This window comes from Geodermatophilus sp. SYSU D01105 (assembly GCF_054050095.1).
The window spans coordinates 76,059-94,763 of record NZ_JBJGYR010000021.1 but is presented as its reverse complement, the minus strand read 5'-3'; the positions used below and the strand labels follow the sequence as shown (position 1 = coordinate 94,763).

The 18,705-nt window shown below is 74.2% G+C and carries 17 protein-coding genes; 5 read left to right on the top strand and 12 right to left on the bottom strand.

Translation table 11 applies throughout. From position 1 onward, the window contains the following. Nucleotides 1-45 precede the first annotated feature (45 nt). The 9 genes from ACI79I_RS19215 to ACI79I_RS19175 form a co-directional block, all read right to left on the bottom strand. On the bottom strand, nucleotides 46-789 hold the full coding sequence (locus ACI79I_RS19215) for an acyltransferase (RefSeq protein ID WP_456993914.1): 744 nt from the start codon (nucleotides 787-789) through the stop codon (nucleotides 46-48). 88 nt (nucleotides 790-877) lie between these two features. Beyond that, nucleotides 878-1,681, bottom strand: coding sequence for a CDP-alcohol phosphatidyltransferase family protein (locus ACI79I_RS19210; protein ID WP_456993913.1), 804 nt, complete (start codon nucleotides 1,679-1,681; stop codon nucleotides 878-880). Continuing rightward, the gene (locus tag ACI79I_RS19205) at nucleotides 1,678-2,910 is read right to left on the bottom strand and encodes a CDP-glycerol glycerophosphotransferase family protein (protein ID WP_456993912.1); all 1,233 of its coding nucleotides are present in this window, start codon (nucleotides 2,908-2,910) and stop codon (nucleotides 1,678-1,680) included. Before ACI79I_RS19205 ends, ACI79I_RS19210 begins: the two co-directional genes overlap by 4 nt. Nucleotides 2,911-2,948: 38 nt before the next feature. After that, nucleotides 2,949-3,821 (bottom strand): glycosyltransferase family 2 protein, encoded by an 873-nt coding sequence (locus ACI79I_RS19200; protein ID WP_456993911.1) that lies wholly within the window; start codon nucleotides 3,819-3,821, stop codon nucleotides 2,949-2,951. Further along, nucleotides 3,814-5,310: an SDR family NAD(P)-dependent oxidoreductase gene (locus ACI79I_RS19195; protein ID WP_456993910.1), complete on the bottom strand. Its 1,497-nt coding sequence runs from the start codon at nucleotides 5,308-5,310 to the stop codon at nucleotides 3,814-3,816. Before ACI79I_RS19195 ends, ACI79I_RS19200 begins: the two co-directional genes overlap by 8 nt. Before the next feature lie 472 nt (nucleotides 5,311-5,782). Continuing rightward, nucleotides 5,783-7,165 (bottom strand): acetamidase/formamidase family protein, encoded by a 1,383-nt coding sequence (locus ACI79I_RS19190; RefSeq protein WP_456993909.1) that lies wholly within the window; start codon nucleotides 7,163-7,165, stop codon nucleotides 5,783-5,785. Between the two features lie 116 nt (nucleotides 7,166-7,281). Beyond that, nucleotides 7,282-8,016 carry a PIG-L deacetylase family protein gene (locus ACI79I_RS19185; RefSeq protein ID WP_456993908.1) on the bottom strand — a complete coding sequence of 245 codons (735 nt, stop codon included), beginning with the start codon at nucleotides 8,014-8,016 and terminating at the stop codon, nucleotides 7,282-7,284. 189 nt (nucleotides 8,017-8,205) lie between these two features. Then, nucleotides 8,206-9,105, bottom strand: a complete 900-nt coding sequence (gene sigJ / locus ACI79I_RS19180) for an RNA polymerase sigma factor SigJ (protein ID WP_456993906.1) — start codon at nucleotides 9,103-9,105, stop codon at nucleotides 8,206-8,208. Next, nucleotides 9,102-9,656: a carboxymuconolactone decarboxylase family protein gene (locus ACI79I_RS19175; protein WP_456993905.1), complete on the bottom strand. Its 555-nt coding sequence runs from the start codon at nucleotides 9,654-9,656 to the stop codon at nucleotides 9,102-9,104. The genes sigJ and ACI79I_RS19175 overlap by 4 nt, the downstream gene beginning before the upstream one ends. Nucleotides 9,657-9,822: 166 nt before the next feature. On the opposite strand from ACI79I_RS19175, the gene ACI79I_RS19170 reads away from it, so the two are divergent. Next, nucleotides 9,823-10,230, top strand: coding sequence for a YybH family protein (locus ACI79I_RS19170; protein ID WP_456993904.1), 408 nt, complete (start codon nucleotides 9,823-9,825; stop codon nucleotides 10,228-10,230). A 25-nt stretch (nucleotides 10,231-10,255) separates the two neighbouring features. On the opposite strand, the gene ACI79I_RS19165 is transcribed toward ACI79I_RS19170, so the two are convergent. Next, on the bottom strand, nucleotides 10,256-10,528 hold the full coding sequence (locus ACI79I_RS19165) for a chorismate mutase (protein WP_456993903.1): 273 nt from the start codon (nucleotides 10,526-10,528) through the stop codon (nucleotides 10,256-10,258). 271 nt (nucleotides 10,529-10,799) lie between these two features. Between ACI79I_RS19165 and pcrA the strand changes: the two genes are divergently transcribed. Continuing rightward, nucleotides 10,800-13,097: a DNA helicase PcrA gene (gene pcrA, locus ACI79I_RS19160; protein ID WP_456993902.1), complete on the top strand. Its 2,298-nt coding sequence runs from the start codon at nucleotides 10,800-10,802 to the stop codon at nucleotides 13,095-13,097. Nucleotides 13,098-13,217: 120 nt separating this feature from the next. Here the strand turns inward: pcrA and ACI79I_RS19155 are convergent, their stop codons facing one another. After that, nucleotides 13,218-14,033, bottom strand: a complete 816-nt coding sequence (locus ACI79I_RS19155; RefSeq protein WP_456993901.1) for a M23 family metallopeptidase — start codon at nucleotides 14,031-14,033, stop codon at nucleotides 13,218-13,220. A 292-nt stretch (nucleotides 14,034-14,325) separates the two neighbouring features. Then, nucleotides 14,326-15,132 carry an esterase/lipase family protein gene (locus ACI79I_RS19150; RefSeq protein ID WP_456993900.1) on the bottom strand — a complete coding sequence of 269 codons (807 nt, stop codon included), beginning with the start codon at nucleotides 15,130-15,132 and terminating at the stop codon, nucleotides 14,326-14,328. Nucleotides 15,133-15,407: 275 nt separating this feature from the next. On the opposite strand from ACI79I_RS19150, the gene ACI79I_RS19145 reads away from it, so the two are divergent. From ACI79I_RS19145 to sucD, 3 genes are all read left to right on the top strand, one after another. After that, nucleotides 15,408-16,520, top strand: a complete 1,113-nt coding sequence (locus ACI79I_RS19145) for a hypothetical protein (RefSeq protein ID WP_456993899.1) — start codon at nucleotides 15,408-15,410, stop codon at nucleotides 16,518-16,520. A 109-nt stretch (nucleotides 16,521-16,629) separates the two neighbouring features. After that, nucleotides 16,630-17,793, top strand: a complete 1,164-nt coding sequence (gene sucC / locus ACI79I_RS19140) for an ADP-forming succinate--CoA ligase subunit beta (RefSeq protein ID WP_456993898.1) — start codon at nucleotides 16,630-16,632, stop codon at nucleotides 17,791-17,793. A gap of 29 nt (nucleotides 17,794-17,822) precedes the next feature. Beyond that, on the top strand, nucleotides 17,823-18,701 hold the full coding sequence (gene sucD / locus ACI79I_RS19135) for a succinate--CoA ligase subunit alpha (protein WP_456993897.1): 879 nt from the start codon (nucleotides 17,823-17,825) through the stop codon (nucleotides 18,699-18,701). Nucleotides 18,702-18,705 lie beyond the last annotated feature (4 nt).

Below are 18,705 nucleotides of genomic sequence, written 5' to 3'. Positions count from 1 at the left end.
GGTGCCCCGCGGAGCGGGGCACCCCAGGGGCTGTACCGCTCGGCGCTACCTGCGCCGGAGCCATCTGCGCCACCGCGGCTCCAGCCTCTCGAACACGGCGGCTGGCTGGTGCGACAGGTCCGGGCTGGCAGACAGCTCGGTCAGGGGGGCGACTGCCTCGGGGATGTCGCTCATCTGCAGGTGCTTGCGGAGCCAGACGACGTCCCGACGGACGATCCGGACCGGGGAGCCGACCGCCAGAGCCCGTTCCGGGACCGGTCGGGACCCTGTGACCATGCCCCGGAAACCGATCACCGCCCCGTCCCCGACCCGGCTCCCGGGCAACAGCACGCTGTCCCGGCCGATCCACACGTGCTCGCCGACCTGTACGGAGCGCGAGGGGTTGATGCGTCGCCCGGTGACCCCGTCGTAGAGCGGGTGCGAGTCGTCTGCGCGGATGTTGGTGAGGGGTGCGATCAGGCAGTCGTCACCGATCGTGACCTGCTGGCCCTCGGCGGCGGTGATCTCGAAGCCACGGCCGATCCACACACCCTCGCCGATGGTGACCAGGCAGTCCCGGCCGACCCCGATGTGGCCCGTGACATCCGATCGGGCACCGATCCGGATCACTGAGCCGGGAAGCCGGAAGCGCACGCTCCCGGAGTACTTGACCCCGGGGGCCAACTCCAGGAGGCAGTTCTCGGCGCGCTTCTCGAAGACCACGGACAGCTTGCTGGTGAGACTGGACTGACCGATGATCCGGTTGTTCCCCGGACGGGTCTCGATCAGCGCTTCTTCGGTCGCCGACATCGACCGTCACCCTATGTGCCAACCGGGACGACCGCTCGCCCCCACCCGACAACCCCGGACCCGCCGCCTGGAGGCACCGCCGGATGGGTCACCCCCGCAGCCGGGACGACGTCACGATCGCCAGGAAGTGGCCGGCCACCGCCAACAGGGACGCCGGGATGAGCGCCACGAGCAGGACGCGGGTGCCCACCAGGTCCCCGACGACGAGGTCGACGACCGCCGCGGCCAGGATGACCAGGCTCAGCTCGATCGAGTGGTAGAGCCGGTGGAAGGGCACGAAGCGGGCCAGCCGGCGCAGCCGGGCCAGCCCCCGCGCCCGCGGTGCCGTGGTCGCCTCGTCGTCCCCCACGCGGGACAGGCCCGCGGCGGCCCGGGCGACGTGCACCATGTCGTTGAGCGACTTGTTGAGCACGATCACCACGGCCAGCAGCGCGCCGAGCGTCGTCCAGCCGTAGCCGCCGGGCAGGTCGTCGAGCCCACCCGCGGCGCGCACGCCCAGGCCGATGGGGATGAGGGCCTCGGTGAGGTAGTGGCCCACGCGATCGAGGAAGACGCCGAGCGGGCTCGACGTCCCCCGCCACCGGGCCACCTCACCGTCGCTGGCGTCCCACAGCATCTGCAGCTGGGTGAGCAGGACCGCCAGCACCGCTCCCCAGAGCCCCGGGACGAGCAGCGCGAACCCGGAGGCGGAGCCGGTCACGATCATCAGCGCGGTGACCGCGTTGGCCGAGAGGCCCGCCCGCACGAGCAACCGGGTGAGGTACGGCGAGATCTGCCGCATGTACAGGTCGCCGGTCCAGTGCTCGGCGTTGCGGCGCCCGCGGATGGCCGGCGGCTGGGTGACCTCCCGCAGCAGGGCGATGCTCGGCCAGGCCGGACGCTCGGCCCTCACCGGCCCGCCCGTGCCGCGGTGGCCTGCAGGGCGTCCCGCTCCCGGACGACGTCGTCGCACGCGTCGAGGAACCGGGCCAGCGCGGCGGCCGGGTCGGCGCCTCCCAGGTAGTGCTCGACCAGCTCCGCCCGCTGGTCCCGTTCCCGGTCCTCGGTCAGGCACCGCCGCACCAGCTCCCCGGCGCGGCCGGCCTCCGCCGCCGCCAGCCGGGGGACGGCCGCCAGCAGCGGCGAGGCGCCCACGACCGCACCCGGCTCGGCCGGGACGGTCACCACGAGGGGGCGGCGGGTCGGCAGCCACTCGACGGCCACCGACGACACGTCGGTGACCAGCACGTCGGCGTCGGAGAACGCGCGCTCCAGCGGGACGGCGGTGTCGACGGCCGAGCCGGTCGCGCGGACGGCGTCCTCGGTGAACACCTGCCGCAGCGCCGCGTCGGCTGCCGCCACGTCGGCCCGGTTGGCGCCGGTGCGCGGGTGCGGCCGGTAGACGACCCGGAAGCCGGCCGCCACCAGGGACCGCACGAGGGCGGCGCCGTGCGTGGCCACCGAGCTGTAGGCCATGGACGGCTGGGCGCCCTCCCAGGTCGGGGCGTACAGCACGGTCGGGCGCTCCGGCACGGGGCGCGGGTCGGGCGCCGCCGCCTGGGGCCGGCCGATGCGCACCAGCCGGTCGCGGTCGAACCACATCAGCTCGCGCACCACCCGCTCCTCCGCCGCGGCGCCGGCGACGAAGGCCCGGTCGTAGGCCTTGAGCTGGTTGGACGCCGACACCGCCTTGTCGCTCTCCCCGTGCCCCAGGTAGACGTGCGCCACGCCCGCGTAGCGCAGCATCTGGAAGTTGCGGGGGTGGTGGCTGACGTAGAGGGCCAGGGCGACCCGGCTGCGCTGCACCAAGCCGTCGAGGGTGGCGGTGCGGGCGACGCAGAGCACCGACAGGTGGGTGACCGCCCGCAGCCGCGCGGTGGTGCGGCTGTCCTGGGTGACGAGGACGACCCCGTGCCGCCCGTCCAGGGCGCGCAGCGGGGCGAGCCACTGCTCCAGCTGGTAGGCGTTGCGCGGGGGTTCGGGGAAGAAGGCGACGACCCGCTGCTCGAGCACCCGGCCGGCCAGCCGCGCGTCCTCTCCGATGCCGTCGGGTTCGCCTCCGGGCACCAGACCCAGACGCCGCACCAGGCGGCCACCGGTCGAGCGCAGCCGGGCGGGCAGCAGGGGGAAGGGGGAAGGCACGTGCGGCTCCTCGGTTCGGCCGCTCCGCACGCTACCTGTCAGACGACGGGCGGCCGGCCGTGCCCGGCCATGCGGGCGACCGTGCCCCAGCCGATGGGGGACCGGGTGCCGGGGTCGGACCGCCAGCCCTCCCACCAGCCCCGGAACCAGGGCCGCAGCGTGGCGGGGGTGCCGACCGAGCGGACCACCTGGAGCGCGGTCCAGCTGAGCACGTAGGGCAGGCCCAGGGCCCAGGGCAGGTTGCGGCGGGCCAGCCACACGCGGTTGCGTGCGTTGAGCCGGTGGAAGTCCCGGTGCCGGGTGGGGGCGGTCAACGGGTGCTCCACGGCGAGGTCGCCGGCGTAGTGGACGCGGGCTCCGGTGTCCCACACCCGCCAGGCCAGCTCGATGCCCTCGTGCGCGTAGAAGAAGGGGGCGGGCCACCCGCCGGCCCGCTCGAACCGCGCCCGCCGGACGACGACGGCGCCCTCCCAGACGGAGAAGGCGGCGCTGGACCGCCGCCGGTCGCCGACCCGCAGGCGCGGCGTCCACCGGCGCGGGCCGGGGACCCCACCGGGGCCGTCGACCCGCGGCTGCAGCAGGCCCAGTCGCGGGTCCTGGCCGAAGCGGCGGACCGCCTCGGCCAGGAAGCCCGGGTCGGGGAGGACGGCGTCGTCGTCCAGGAAGAGCAGCAGGTCCCCGGACACGTGCGGGACGCCGGCGTTGCGGCCCGCCGGGATGCCGACGTTCCCCGGCAGGGCCACGCCCCGGACGCCGTCGGGCAGGCCCGTGGGCGCCCACCCGTTGCCGACGACGACGACGTCGGTGGCGACGCCGGTCTGGGCCAGGACGGAACCGACCGCCCGGTCGAGGTCCGCGGGCCGGCGTCCCTGGGTGAGGACGACGACGCCGACGAGCGGGCGGTCAGCCACCGTGGACGGTGACCGACTCCACGCCCTCGGGCAGCACGTCGCCGGGCTCCTCCTCGTGGAGCTCCTCCGCGGCGACGGAGGCGTCGAGGTGGGAGGCCAGCGCGTCCTCGCGGCGGACGTCGACGATGTGCCCGGTGAAGGCCGAGATGAGCACGTCGAGCGAGGTCTCGGCGACCGCCTCGGAGGTGAGCAGGCTGTCGGCGGGCTCGTCGCCGAACGCCTTGGTCCGCATCGGCGTCGCGGTGCGCTCGGGGTTGATGCAGTTGACCCGCACCCCGTCGGCCGCCCACTCGTCGGCGAGGGCCTGGGTCAGGTTGACGACCGCCGCCTTCGCCGAGGAGTACAGGCTGTAGCCACTGCGGCCCCGGGTGTAGGAGCTCGAGGTGAACAGCAGCAGCGACCCGCGGGTCTTCTGCAGGTGGGGCTGGAAGACCTGCGCGATGTGGATCGGCGCGAGGTAGTTGACCTCGGTCGCCATGTACACGGTCTCCTCGGAGGTCTCCGCCAGCTCGCCGCGCGGCAGCACGCCGGCGGTGTTGACCACGTAGTCGACCCGTCCGGTGGCGGCGAGCACCTGCTCGCAGGCGGCGACGATGTCGGCGCGCCGCTCCACGTGGGTGTTGGTCGCCGACCGGCTGAAGACCATGGCGGTGGCGCCGTACGCCTCGGCCAGCCGCACGATGTCGGCGCCGATGCCGTAGCTGCCGCCGAAGACGACGATCGTCTTGCCCTCGAGCGCCTCCCGGTACTCCGCGTCGAACCGGGGACGGGGCGCCTCGTGGCTGTCGAGCTGGAAGAGCTTGTCGGCGATGTAGACGTCGATCGGCTCGGTGACCTTCATGTTCCGGTCCTCGCCGCGGACGACGGCGATCGGCACCTCGGGGGTGTACCGGAGGACGACGGTGCAGTCGTCGGTGGCCTCGAAGTCGGGGTCCTGCGCGGCGCGCTCGTAGGCGCGGCGGATGACAGAGAGGCGGAAGCACTGCGGGGTCTGCCCCCGGCGCAGCAGCGGGCGGCGCAGGACCTCGTCGATGGTCTGCCCGGTGGCCTCGTCGACCTGGATGATCGTGTCGGCCGAGGGGATCGCGGTGTCGACGGCCTCGTAGCGCTCCAGGGCGTCGATGCAGTCGGCGATGACCCGCTGGCTGAGCAGCGGCCGCACCGCGTCGTGGAAGACGACGTTGCACTCCTCCGACCCGAGGGCGTCCAGCGCCCGCTGGGTGGTGGCGTTGCGGGTGTCGGCGCCCTCGAGCACCTGGGTGACCTTCGGGTAGGCGCCCGAGCGGAGGATGGCGCGGACGGCGTCCAGGTGGCCCGGGGCCATCAGGACGATGATCTCGTCGATCAGCGGCGAGGCGTGCAGCACACCGATCGTGTGCTCGATGATCGGCTTCCCGGCCACCTTGATGAGCTGCTTGGGGATGGACAGGCCGACCCGGGTCCCCGTGCCGCCGGCGAGGACGACCGCCACGTTCCGCAATCTGGTCACCACCTGACTGTAAGGGCGCTCCGTCGGTGAATCATGCGTGGACGAGTCCCGTGGGACGCCTGGGACAGACGTCTCGACGGTGACGTGCGGGACGGGTCCTTCACGCTCCCCGGACCCGCCCACGGCCCCGGTCCCGCGCACGCGGTCGTGCCGAACCGACTCCGCTGGGTGGTCGACACGCCAACGGCGCGGGTCCGCCCGGGTGAACTCTGCCCCAACGGGCGCGTACCCGGCCACCTGTCGTGGGCAGGGTGGAGGCGTGTTCCACGACCCGTCCGACCGCGGACCCCGCTGCGCCACCTGCGCACACGAACGCTCGGTGCACGAGCACAACCGCCCGGGCACCGACTGCGGGCGCTGCGGCTGCGACCGCTTCCGCCTCTCCGTGCGCGAACTCGTCGGGCAGTTCGTGGGCGGCCGGGGGCCCCTCGCCGTACGGGCCTGACCGGCCCGTCCCCTCCGGGGGTCTCCCTCAGCCGAAGTGGCTCTTGTGGATGACCCCGTGGACGCCGACCGTCCGGTCGACCACCTGGGAGACCTCGAAGTCGGCGGCGGCCGACAGGTAGGCGTAGGCCACCGCGCGGTCCATGCCCAGGTCGTGCTGCAGGAAGTCGAGCGCGTTGACCACCGCCCGGCGCGCGGCCACGTCGAGGTCGACGAACTGGCCGTCGCGGTACCCGTCGGGGTCGGAGAGCCCGATGGGCAGCCACGCGTCCGGTGACTCGCCGAACGGGTAGCGGAACGCCACCGACGGCGCGTCACCGGAGCCCGGCGTGCAGACCGTCAGCCGGAAGGTGAGGCGCAGCGACCCCTCCAGAGCGGTGAGTGCCACCTCGCCGTGGCCCATGGACATGTGCGGGTCGCCGACCGAGAACAGCGCCCCCTCCGCGACGACCGGCAGGTAGAGCGCCGAGCCGACGGTCAGCCGGCGGATGTCGATGTTGCCGCCGCCGGTGGTGGGCGGGATGGAGTTGAGCAGCGGGTCGTCGAGCGCCGCGGCGTCGCTGACGGTGGCGACGGCCATGAGTCCGGGGAAGCAGTCGACCGGCCAGCTCACCGAGCGCCCGCCGGTCCCCACGGGCAGCGAGGCGCGCATGACGTCCCGGCCGGGGGACAGCGGCGTGAACACCGAGACGTTGCCGTAGCGGGTCGGGTCCCCGGTGTCGCGCCCGTCGGTCGAGACCGGCGGCATCACCTCGGCCTCGGTGATCCCGCCCTCGGGGGCGGCCAGCTGGCGGGCGAGCGCCCCCTTCCCGTGCCGGCTGGAGACGACGCCGTAGGGCACCCGGGGCAGCGCGGTGAGCGGCTCGATCTTGAGCACGTCGCCGGGCCGGGCGCCCTCGACGAACACCGGACCGGTGACGACGTGCGGCCCGTCGGCGTCGAAGTCGCGCTGGTGCCGCCCGTACGAGGCTGCGATGGCGACGGCGTCGTCCAGGACCTGGTCGCGCGGCACGCCGTGCTCTCCGAACCAGGCCACGGGGTCGCGACCCTGGTCCTCCAGGATCCCCTCGTGGCTGACCGTGTCGACGGTGACCGTGCCCCCCGAGCGGACGCGGGCCACCGGCGCGTCGCCGGTGCGGGGCAGGTAGCCCCACAGCACCTCCTCCGGCCGGGAGGACAGGTAGACCTCGCCGTCGATCGGCCCCTGCCCGGGCTGCAGCACCTCGCCCGGCAGCCGCGTCCGGCCGCCGGGCGCGGCCGAGGCCGGTGGGGCGGCGGCGATGCCGGCGCCGAGCAGTGCCCCCGCGGCCAGCGTGGCCTGGACGAACGCGCGGCGGCCGATGCCGCGCTCGACCAGCTCGGCGGCGGCTGCGGGGTCGGGACCGGTCGTCGGGTGCGGGGGCTGCGTCATGGGGTGCTCCGGGGTGCCGGGGACGGTGGTCGCAGCCGGGTGTACGGACCCCCTGTTGCCGTCCCGCGACGTCGCGTGTCGGCCCGGTTACCGGATGGCGTGCCCGGAACGCAGCGTCACGCGGTGTGCACCACGTGGAAGGCCTCGGCCAGCCGGCCCGCAGGCAGGCCGAAGCGGGACGCGGTCTGCCGCATCCAGCCGCCCACGAACTCCTCCAGGTCGTCGCGGTGGCTGACCTGGGTGACGTGGCTCTTCAGCGCCGCGTACTTCAGCTCGACGACGTCGGTCACGTCCACGGCGTGGTCCGCGCGGGGGCTGGCGGTCAGCCAGACCTCCTCCACCGTCCAGGCCTCGAGCCCCTCGTCGGCGAGCAGTTCGGGGAAGGCGAACGGGTTGCGCGCGTCGGGGTAGACCGCCCGCAGGGTCGACTCGCCCACCGTCATGTGGTCGGGGTGGCTGGCGCCGATCCGCTCGAAGAACCGCTCCGGCGAGCTGGTCAGCACCCGCTGGGGACGGACCTCCCGGATCACCCGGCTGATGTCGCGGCGCAGGTCGAGGGTCAGCTCCAGCCGGCCGTCGGGGTAGCCGAGGAAGCGGACGTCGGTGACCCCGACCGCCTTCGCCGCCGCGTCCTGCTCGGCCCGCCGCAGCGGCCCCATCTGCTCGCGCGGGGTCTCGTCGAAGCCCCCGGCGTCGCCGTCGGTGACGATGAGGTAGGTGACCTCGGTGCCGGCGGAGGTCCAGGTCGCGACGGTCCCGGCGCTGCCGAAGTCGACGTCGTCGGGGTGGGCGAGCACGCACAGCGCGCGGTCGACGGAGTGGGCGGGACGGCGGGGCCGGGGGGAGGTCACCCGGCGGAGCCTAGGAGGACCCCGTCCTCCTCACCCCTCGTGGGAGGACCCGGTCCGCCTCACCGGGGAAGGACCCCGTCCTCCCCACCCTTCGCGAGCTCAGGGCGGGACCCGGGACGAGGCCGCGCGGCGAGCCTCGGGACGGGGCCTGCCGGGACGGGGCCGCGGCGGGCCCCGTCCCGAGGGTCGTCACCCCGAGGGCAGGCCGCGCAGCTTGTCGGGGTTGCGCACCACCAGCACCTGCGCGACCAGCCCGTCGACGAGCACCAGCGACATCGTCAGGTACGGCGCGCCACCGGCCCACACGACCACGCCCGGCGCGCCGTTGAGGTCGGCGACCTCGGTGCGCAGGCCGGGCAGGGACAGGCCCTGGGCGGCCGTGGCCAGGAGGAAGCGGGCCACCTTGTCCGCGCCGGCGATCGGCCGCAGCGCCGCCTTGGCCTTGCCCCCGCCGTCGGTCACCAGCACCACGTCCGGGGCGAGCGCGGCCAGCAGCGCCTCGACGTCCCCGCCGGCGCAGGCGGCGAGGAAGCGCTCGGTCACCGCCCGCTGCGCCGACCGGTCGGCGTCGAACCGGGGCTGCCGGGACTGCACGTGCTCGCGGGCCCGGTGGGCCATCTGCCGGACGGCGGCCTCGCTGCGGCCGAGGGTGGCGGCCACCTCCGCGGCCGGCAGCCCGAACACCTCCCGCAGCACGAACACGGCCCGCTCCGCGGGGGAGAGCGTCTCCAGGACGACCAACAGCGCGAGCGAGACCTGCTCGCCGAGCTCGGCGGCGTCGTCCGGGCCCGGTGGGGGAGCGGCGCCGGCGACCGGCTCCGCGCCGGTGAGCAGGGGCTCGGGCAGCCACGGCCCGACGTAGCGCTCCCGGCGGGTGCGGGCGGCGTCCAGCCGGTCCAGGGCCAGTCGGGAGGCGGTCCGCACCAGGTAGGCGCGCGGGTCGGCCACGGCGGACCTGTCGGCCGCCGACCAGCGCAGCCAGGCGTCCTGGACGACGTCCTCGGCGTCGGCGACGCTGCCCAGCATCTGGTAGGCGACGGTGAACAGCAGCCGCCGGTGCCGGTCGAAGTCGGCGAGCGGGGCGGTCATGCCCCGGCCGGGAGCTCGCAGCGGTCCCGGAAGCCCTGGCTGGTCAGGCCGAGCGCGCTGTTGAACCGCGACCGGACGTTCTCCACGGCCACCATCATCGTGAGCTCGACCAGCTGCGCGTCGTCGAGCTCGCGCCGCAGCCCGGCCACCATCTCGTCGGTCACCGCGGGCGGGGTCGCCGTCACGGCCTCGGCGTAGGCCATGACCTGCCGCTCCAGGTCGGTGAAGACGTCGCTGTCCCGCCAGGTGGGGACGGCGCGCAGCTTCGCGGCGTCCACCCCCTCCTGGCTGCTGATCCAGTAGCCGAAGTCCACGCACCAGGAGCAGCCGATCGAGACCGCCGAGGCCATGACGGCGAGGGCCTTGAGCGTGCGGTCCAGCCGGTTCCACCGGGCGAGGGAGGTCTCGAACCCGGCGTCGGTGACGAGGACCCCCGGGTGGTGGGCCATGGCGGCCAGCGGGTCGGGCAGCACGCCGTAGGTGCGGCGCGCGTACCACTCGGCGAGCCGGGTGACCAGCGTGCGGGGCGGGTCGAGGGGGATGCGGGCCATGGTCGTCGTCCTCTCCATCGGGTGGTGCTCATGGAGACGGGACAGCCGCCCCGGACGTGACACGCCAGCGGGGGTTCCGGTCCCTCCCCGGCCGGAGGAGCCTGGCGTGGCACGGGGCCGGTTCCGGTGGCCTGCGGCGGCGGGTCCGCCGGGGGGAGGAGCGGACGTGGACCCGGACTTCAACAAGACCCTGCAGCGGACGGCCGAGGCTCTGGCGGCGATGGGGGCGGGCGACCCGGAGCCCTACGCGGCGCTGTGGGCCCGGTCGGACGACGTCACGCTCTTCGGCGCGTGGGGTCCGATCGAGAAGGGCCACGAGGCGGTCACGCAGACCTTCCAGTGGGTGGGCAGCCGGTTCAGCGACGGGGCGCTCACCCCCACCCACGACGTCGTCCACGTCGACGGGGACCTCGCGTACACGGTCGGGTCCGAGCGCGGGGTCGTCCGGGTCGACGGCGGAGAGCCCTTCCCCATGACCATCCGGGTCACCCACGTCTACCGGCGGCTGGACGGCGAGTGGTGGCTGGTGCACCGCCACGCGGACTTCCCGCCCCCCGACCAGCGCCGCGGCTGACGGCGCCCCGCGGGACGGGGGCCTCCTAGAGGCGGCCGCGGCCCTGGCGGAGCAGCATCATGCCCAGGGTCGCGCCGTCGCTGCCGAGCGCGTCCTGGAAGCGGGAGAGGACCTGCTGCTCGCGAGCGAGCGACAGCCGGGTGCCGCCGGCGGCGCGGCGCAGCTCGCCGATCTGCTGCGAGACGGCGAGCCGGCGCTGCACCAGCCGGATGATCTCCGCGTCGCACTCGTCGATCTGCTCGCGCAGGTCGGCGATGCGGTCGGCGGCGTCAGTCGCGGCGGGGACGGTGGCGGTCATCGGGTTCCTCCAGGGCGGGCGGGAGGCCGTCGGACCCCGGGAACGAGGAACGCCCCGGGCTCCTCGGGCCCGGGGCGTCTGTTGCGGCGTGTGCTCAGCCAGCGGTGACGGACACCGGGACCCGGTGGCCGTAGGAAAAGCTGAGCGCGGCGAGCACGGCGGGGAGTCTGCCACACCTCCGGGGGACCGCCACGGCGTCCCCGGGACGGGTGTGGCGACTGTTCCGCGGGCCCCGGGCAGCGTCACCCGACCGGCTTACAGTGATGTCGTCATGAGCAGCGTCCAGCAGGCCCTCCCCGGTACCGCCTCCCTCCAGCGCTCGGCCTCCGGTCAGGTGGGCCGGGAGCTGGACCGGATGCTGGCCGGTCTCAACGGCCCTCAGCGGCAGGCCGTCGTCCACGAGGGCAGCCCGCTGCTCATCGTCGCCGGCGCCGGCTCGGGCAAGACGCGCGTGCTGACCCACCGGATCGCCTACCTGCTGGGCGCCCGCGGGGTGCAACCCGGCGAGGTCCTGGCGATCACGTTCACCAACAAGGCCGCCGGGGAGATGAAGGAGCGCGTCGCCGCCCTCGTCGGTCCCCGCGCCCGCGCGATGTGGGTGTCGACCTTCCACTCGATGTGCGTGCGGATCCTGCGGGCCGAGGCGGCCAAGCTGGGCCTGAAGTCGTCGTTCACGATCTACGACCAGGGCGACTCGGTCCGACTGATGACGATGGTCGCCCGCGACCTGGACCTCGACGCCAAGCGCTACCCCGGCCGCAGCCTCGCTGCGCAGGTGTCGAACCTCAAGAACGAGCTGGTCGACGAGGAGTCCTTCACCCCGGTCACGGCACCGGAGAAGGTGCTGGCCGAGGCCTACACGCTCTACCAGCAGCGGCTGCGCCAGGCGCACGCGCTCGACTTCGACGACCTGATCATGACGACGGTCAACCTGCTGCAGGCCTTCCCCGACGTCGCCGAGCACTACCGCCGCCGGTTCCGGCACGTCCTGGTCGACGAGTACCAGGACACCAACCACGCGCAGTACGTGCTGGTCCGCGAGCTCGTCGGCACCGGCGAGGGGCCGGTGCCGCCGGCCGAGCTGTGCGTGGTCGGCGACGCCGACCAGTCGATCTACGCCTTCCGCGGCGCGACCATCCGCAACATCGACGAGTTCGAGCGCGACTACCCCGACGCGACGACGATCCTGCTGGAGCAGAACTACCGCTCCACCCAGCGGATCCTCAAGGCGGCCAACCAGGTCATCGCGAAGAACACCGGCCGCCGGCCCAAGAACCTCTGGACCGACGCCGGTGACGGCGAGCTGATCGAGGGCTACGTCGCGGAGAACGAGCACGACGAGGCCGCCTGGGTCGCCGAGCAGATCGACGCCCTGGTCGACGAGGGCACGGCCAAGCCCAGGGACATCGCCGTCTTCTACCGGACCAACAACGCCTCCCGTGTGTTCGAGGAGGTGTTCATCCGCGTCGGCATGCCCTACAAGGTCGTCGGCGGCGTGCGCTTCTACGAGCGCAAGGAGGTCCGCGACGCGCTGGCCTACCTCAAGGTGGTCGCCAACCCGGCCGACGTCGTCAGCCTGCGCCGGGTCATCAACGTGCCCAAGCGCGGCATCGGCGAGAAGGCCGAGTCCTGCATCGAGTCCTTCGCCGACCGGGAGCGGATCGCCTTCGCCAACGCGCTGCGCCGCTGCTCGGAGGTCACCACCCTCGCCCCGCGGTCGCTCAAGGCGATCCAGGAGTTCGTGTCGCTGCTCGAGGAGTTCGAGAACCTGGTCGAGACCGGCTCGGGGCCGGCCGCGCTGCTGGAGAGCATCCTCGACCGCACCGGTTACCTCGCCGAGCTGCAGGCCAGCACCGACCCGCAGGACGAGGGGCGGGTCGACAACCTCAACGAGCTCATCTCGGTGGCCGCGGAGTTCGAGGCGGCGAACCCCGGCGGCTCGGTGACCGACTTCCTCGAGCAGGTCTCGCTGGTCGCCGACGCCGACCAGATCCCCGTCGCGGGCGACGAGGCCGGCGTCGTGACGATGATGACCCTGCACACGGCCAAGGGCCTGGAGTTCCCCGTCGTCTTCCTCACCGGCATGGAGGACGGCGTCTTCCCGCACCTGCGCGCCCTGGGCGACCCGCGGGAGCTGGAGGAGGAGCGCCGGCTGGCCTACGTCGGCATCACCCGCGCGCAGCAGCGGCTGTTCCTCTCGCGGGCGACGGTGCGCACCAGCTGGGGGCAGCCGGCCTACAACCCGCCGTCCCGCTTCCTCGACGAGCTGCCGTCCGACACCGTGCGGTGGGCGGGCAAGGAGCCGGTCCCGGCGCCGAGCACCGGGTACCGCTCCGCCCAGCAGCGGGTCGCCGCCACCGGTCTGTCGACCGGCGGGTTGCGCGGCGGCGCCGGCAACCGCGCGGTCATCTCCGTGGAGGTCGGTGACCGCGTCAGCCACGACGCCTTCGGTCTGGGCACCGTCGTCGAGGTGACCGGCGCCGGGGACAAGGCCCAGGCGACGGTCGACTTCGGCTCCGGCGGCACCAAGCGCCTGGTCCTGCGCTACGCCCCGCTCGTCAAGCTCTGATCCCCGCCGCCCACGCGGACGGCCCGGCCGTGCTCCACGGGTGCCCCTCGTGGTCCGGCGGTGCTGCAGCACCTGCTGGGCACGAGGAACGCCCGAGAGGCGGTGGGTGGGCCGGTCGGGTCAGATCCCGACGCCGCGGTCGGCGAGGTACTGCTCGGGGTCGATGGGCCGGCCGGTCATGCCGCCGCGGTGGATCTCGTAGTGCAGGTGGGGTCCGGTCGACTGGCCCTCGCTGCCGACCTTGGCGATCGGGTCGCCGGCGTGCACGATGTCGCCGGCCTTGACCGAGTAGTAGCGCATGTGGCCGTAGATGTGGACGTTGCCGTCGGCGTCCTGGATGTAGATCGCGTTGCCGTAGCCGGAGGCGGCCCCGGCGCGGATGACGACGCCGTCGACGGCAGCCACGATCGGCGTGCCGAGGGGCGCGGCCAGGTCGATGCCCCAGTGCATGGAGCCCCAGCGCATGCAGAAGCAGGTGCTCATCCGGCCCGGGGTCGGCAGGACCGTCTTCGGCTCACGCGCGGCCCGGGACGCGGCCAGCTCACCGAGGCGGGCCTGGGCCTCGGCCTCGGTGATGCCGCGACGCACGCCGGCGTCCTCCATGTCGCTGATGAGGCCGACGTCGGAGGCGGTGCCCAGGCCGTACTCGGCGGCGCTCACGCTGATGTCGGTGGCGTCGGACCCCAGCGCGCTGGGGAGCGCGGCGACCACGGCGCCCGCGACCAGGGCGGCGAGCCAGAGCGGGCCGCGCCGGCCCGGCGGGCGGGGCACCGTGCGGCGCCGGGGAGGTGTCTCGGGGACGTCGTCGGTCGCGGGCGCAGGAGCCGGGGTGGCCGCGACGAACTCGGGAGAGGAGCGCGGAGCCGGGACGACGGGGCCCGGCTCGCGGTCGGTCCTCGGTCGCTCCAGGAGTGCGGGCCCGGTCTGCGGGGTCACGGAGCACCTTCTTCGTGAGCGACCCTCCGGGCGTGCCGCGCGGGCACACCATCGGGGGAGCGACGGCGGATGAGACGTCTGGGGACGCCCGCCGGCGGGTGCCGGCGCCGTGATCGGACCGTAACGATCCGTCAGGTCACCGACGGTCAACGACACTCCGTGTCGCCTTGTCTGCAACGTGTGATCTGGGTGTGGTGTGGCGGACCCGGGTGTGCACGAGCCGGACGTGCGCCCGCGGGCGCACGCCGGCGGCCGTGGGGGACGCGTTGCCGCGGGGTGGCGTGCCGGCGGCTCAGGCGACGGCGGTGGGTGCCGGCCGGAGGGCCCGCGGTCTGCGCACGCCGGCCAGGGTGGCGGCGACCTCGTCGAGGACGCCGCGGTGGAACGGCAGCGACGTGTGGCCGACCCCGCGGACGAGCACGTTGCGCGCCTGCAGGTCCGGGTGGTCGCAGCGGCCCGCGGCGGTGGGGATGACGACCTGGTCGAGGTCGCTGTAGATCGCGGTCAGCGGGGTGCGGATGCCCCGCGCCGGCTCGGCGAGCTCCTGCAGCACCGGGGACCCGGGACGGAGCTGGCGCACCAGCGGGGTGGGCAGCAGGTGTGCCAGCAGCGAGCCCTGGTGCGGCGTCCCGAGGGTCACCAGCTGGTCCACCCGGCGGTCGCCGCCCTGGCGCTGCACGTGGTAGCGGGCGATGAGGCCGCCCAGGCTGTGGCCCACCACGTGCACCCGCTCGTGCCCGGTCTGCTCGCAGATCCGCTCGAGGTGCACGCCGAGGTCGCGGGCGCCACGGGCGACGTCGGACAGCAGCGGGCTGTAGTTCCAGGAGCAGACGTGGGCGAACCCGCGTCGCCGGAGGCCGCGGCGCATCACCGCGAAGATCGAGTGGTTGTCGACCAGGCCGTGCACGAGGACGACGGGGACGCGCGCGGCCAGCGGGTCGGCGGCGAACAGCGCCCGGACGCCGGGGGGCTGCTCGCCGGGCCGGCAGCGCGGGTCCGGCCGCAGCGCGTCGGTGCGGGTGCCCAGCGGGTACATGAGCACGTGCGCCCCGACGAGGGCCAGCTCGGTGATCCCGCCGGTCACCGCGGTGCGGGTCACGAGGGACCGCAGCCCACCCCGTGGGGTCCGGGGCTGGGGGGCTCGGGTGTGCGACGCTGGTCCGGACCCGGGGTCGCCGAGTGGGCGCATCTGTCAGTCCTCCCCGTTCGTGACCACCGGTGCAGCCCGGGTCCGACGTCGACCGGTGGTGAGGTCTGCCCCCAGCCATGCCCGGTTAACCCGACGGTAAAGCTGCCGTGTGACACCCGTCACACGACGACGCCGTGCTGAGCTCGGATCGACGCCGGTTCGTGACCTACGACGAAGGGGGATGCGTGGCCGCGCGCGATGGCTCTGCCCGGGACCGCGACAGCACCCGGGCCGCCGGTCCCGACCGGGGCGGTGTCACCCGCGAGAGCGCGGTGCCCGCCCGGGAGAGCGCGGTGTCCGCCCGGGACCGGACGGCGTCCGCCCGCCGCACCGGGCCCCGCCGGCCCGCCGCCCCCGCGCCGGCCGGTCCGGCCGACGGGCTGGTGGTCGGTGAGGTCCCGCCGGCCGCGCGGCTCTGCGGGGTGCTGCTCGTCCTCGCCGGGCTCACCGGTGCCGCCGGCGCCTTCCCCACCTACCTGTACGTGGGCGGGGAGGCGCTCGCCCAGGCCGGCGGGTCGGGCGGTGCGCTGGTCGCCCTCCTGACCCCGGTCGTCACGGGCGCCGTCGGCGGCGTCCTGGCGGCGGGGCGCATCCCGCGCCTGGGGCTGGCCTACGCCGGCGTCGGCGGCGCCCTGGCGCTGGGCCTGCTGCTCATCGAGCTCTACCGCGCGCGGACCTCCACCATCCGGCCGGCCGTGGAGGTGCTCGCCGGCAGGGAGGTCCTGACCAGCTCGGTGGAGATCGGCGCCGGCTGGGTGCTCGGGGTGGTCTCCCTCGGCCTCACCGTGCTGGCCGGGCTGCTGTCCGTCGTCGCCCGGGGCCGCACGGTCATGGAGGACGCCGGCTCGCTCGACCCCGTGCGCCCGGTCCTGGCCGGCCTCGCGGCGCTCCTGGGCGTGGGCACGGTGCTGTGCCTGGTGCTGCCCGCCGCCGACGTCCCCGACCGGCTGGTCACCGACCCGGTGACCGGGATGCAGACGGTCGTGGAGCAGGCCGGTCCGCAGGGCCTGCTGGAGCGGCCCGGCCTGGCGCTCCTGGGCGGTCTGCTCCTGGCCGGGGCGGTCGTCCTCTGTTCGGTGCTGGCCCCCTCCCTGCGGCCCCGGCTCGCCGCGGTGGGCGGCCTGCTCGCCATCGCCGTCGTCGTCCTCACCGCGGGGCTGTCGGGCCTGCGCGACGCCGCCGTCTCCGACGAGCTGGAGTGGACGCTCCCCGGCGCCGGCCTGCTCGTGGCCGGGCTCGGCTACGGCGTCCTCACGGCGCTGGCCTGGCGGTGGCGACGGCCGTCCTCCGCCGCCTGAGACGCCCCGGTCCCGCCGTGCAGGAACCGGCGGGAGGCGCTGTGATGCCGACCACGGCTCCCGGAGCCGATGGGACGACGGGAACCGCCGAGCGTTACCGTGCCTGTTCGTGGATCTCTTCGAGTACCAGGCCCGTGACCTCCTGGCGTCTCACGGCGTACCCGTCCTCCCCGGCGGCGTCGCCGAGACCCCTGAGCAGGCCGAGGCGATCGCGCGCGAGATCGCCCGGCCCGTCGTCGTCAAGGCCCAGGTCAAGACCGGTGGCCGCGGCAAGGCCGGTGGCGTCAAGCTCGCCGACGACGCCGACGAGGCCCGCGCGCGGGCGCAGGACATCCTCGGTCTGGACATCAAGGGCCACATCACCCACCGCGTGATGGTCGCCCAGGCCAGCGACATCGCCGAGGAGTACTACTTCTCCTACCTGCTCGACCGCGCCAACCGCACCTTCCTGGCCATGGCCAGCGTCGAGGGCGGCATGGAGATCGAGCAGCTCGCGGTCGAGCGCCCCGAGGCCCTGGCCCGCATCCCCGTCGACGCCACGGCCGGCGTGGACACCGCGAAGGCCACCGAGATCGTGGACGCCGCCGGCTTCCCCACCGAGGTGCGCGACCAGGTCATCGCGATCGCCGTCCAGCTGTGGGACGTCTTCAGCAAGGAGGACGCCACCCTGGTCGAGGTCAACCCGCTGGCCAAGGCGCCCGACGGCACCGTCCTCGCGCTCGACGCGAAGGTGAGCCTCGACGACAACGCCCGTTTCCGGCACGCCGACCACGAGACCCTCGAGGACACCGCGGCGGCCGACCCGCTGGAGGCCGCGGCCAAGGAGAAGGACCTCAACTACGTCAAGCTCGAGGGCGAGGTCGGCATCATCGGCAACGGCGCCGGGCTGGTCATGAGCACCCTCGACGTCGTCGCCTACGCCGGCGAGGAGTTCGGCGGGGTCAAGCCGGCCAACTTCCTCGACATCGGTGGCGGCGCCTCGGCCGAGGTCATGGCCAACGGCCTGCACATCATCCTGTCCGACCCGGCCGTGAAGAGCGTGTTCGTCAACGTCTTCGGCGGTATCACCGCCTGCGACGCCGTCGCCAACGGCATCGTCACCGCGCTGCAGCTCCTCGGCGACGAGGCGACCAAGCCGCTGGTCGTCCGCCTGGACGGGAACAACGTCGAGGAGGGTCGGCGGATCCTCGCCGAGGCCAACCACCCCCTGGTCACCCTGGTCGACACGATGGACGGCGCCGCGCGCCGGGCCGCCGAGCTCGCCGCCGCCTGACCGCACCGAGACCCGACAGGACCAGAGAGATGTCGATCTTCCTCAACGAGAACAGCAAGGTCATCGTCCAGGGCATGACCGGCTCCGAGGGGCGCAAGCACACCCAGCGCATGCTCGCCTCGGGCACCTCCATCGTCGGCGGCGTGAACCCGAAGAAGGCCGGCCAGAGCGTCGACTTCGAGGGCGGCGCCAGCGTGCCGGTGTTCGGCTCCGTCGCCGAGGCGATGAAGGAGACCGGCGCCGACGTCAGCGTCATCTTCGTGCCGCCGGCCGGCGCCAAGAACGCCGTCATCGAGGCCGTCGACGCCCAGATCGGGCTGGCCGTGGTCATCACCGAGGGCATCCCGGTGCACGACTCGACCTACTTCTGGGCCCACGCCCAGGGCGGCTCCACCCGGATCATCGGGCCCAACTGCCCCGGCCTCATCAGCCCCGGGCGGTCGAACGCCGGCATCATCCCGGCCAACATCACCAAGCAGGGCAAGATCGGGCTGGTCAGCAAGTCCGGCACGCTGACCTACCAGATGATGTACGAGCTGCGCGACATCGGGTTCTCCACCTGTGTCGGCATCGGCGGCGACCCGGTCATCGGCACCACGCACATCGACTGTCTCCAGGCCTTCCAGGACGACCCGGAGACCGAGGCCATCGTGATGATCGGTGAGATCGGTGGGGACGCCGAGGAGCGGGCCGCGGACTTCGTCAAGGCCAACGTGACCAAGCCGGTCGTCGGCTACGTCGCCGGCTTCACCGCGCCCGAGGGCAAGACGATGGGCCACGCCGGCGCGATCGTGTCCGGCTCGGCCGGCACCGCGCAGGCGAAGAAGGAGGCCCTCGAGGCCGCCGGCGTCCGCGTGGGCAAGACCCCCTCGGAGACCGCCCGCCTCATGCGCGACATCGTCGGCTGACCGA

What these genes read in the sequence shown, in the direction of transcription:
- ACI79I_RS19190 (WP_456993909.1), bottom strand. Translation starts at nt 7,165, where the DNA reads ATGACGCAGCCCCCGCACCCGACGACCGGTCCCGACCCCGCAGCCGCC.
- pcrA (WP_456993902.1), top strand. Translation starts at nt 10,800, where the DNA reads ATGAGCAGCGTCCAGCAGGCCCTCCCCGGTACCGCCTCCCTCCAGCGC.
- sigJ (WP_456993906.1), bottom strand. Translation starts at nt 9,105, where the DNA reads ATGACCGCCCCGCTCGCCGACTTCGACCGGCACCGGCGGCTGCTGTTC.
- ACI79I_RS19175 (WP_456993905.1), bottom strand. Translation starts at nt 9,656, where the DNA reads ATGGCCCGCATCCCCCTCGACCCGCCCCGCACGCTGGTCACCCGGCTC.
- ACI79I_RS19215 (WP_456993914.1), bottom strand. Translation starts at nt 789, where the DNA reads ATGTCGGCGACCGAAGAAGCGCTGATCGAGACCCGTCCGGGGAACAAC.
- sucD (WP_456993897.1), top strand. Translation starts at nt 17,823, where the DNA reads ATGTCGATCTTCCTCAACGAGAACAGCAAGGTCATCGTCCAGGGCATG.
- ACI79I_RS19165 (WP_456993903.1), bottom strand. Translation starts at nt 10,528, where the DNA reads ATGACCGCCACCGTCCCCGCCGCGACTGACGCCGCCGACCGCATCGCC.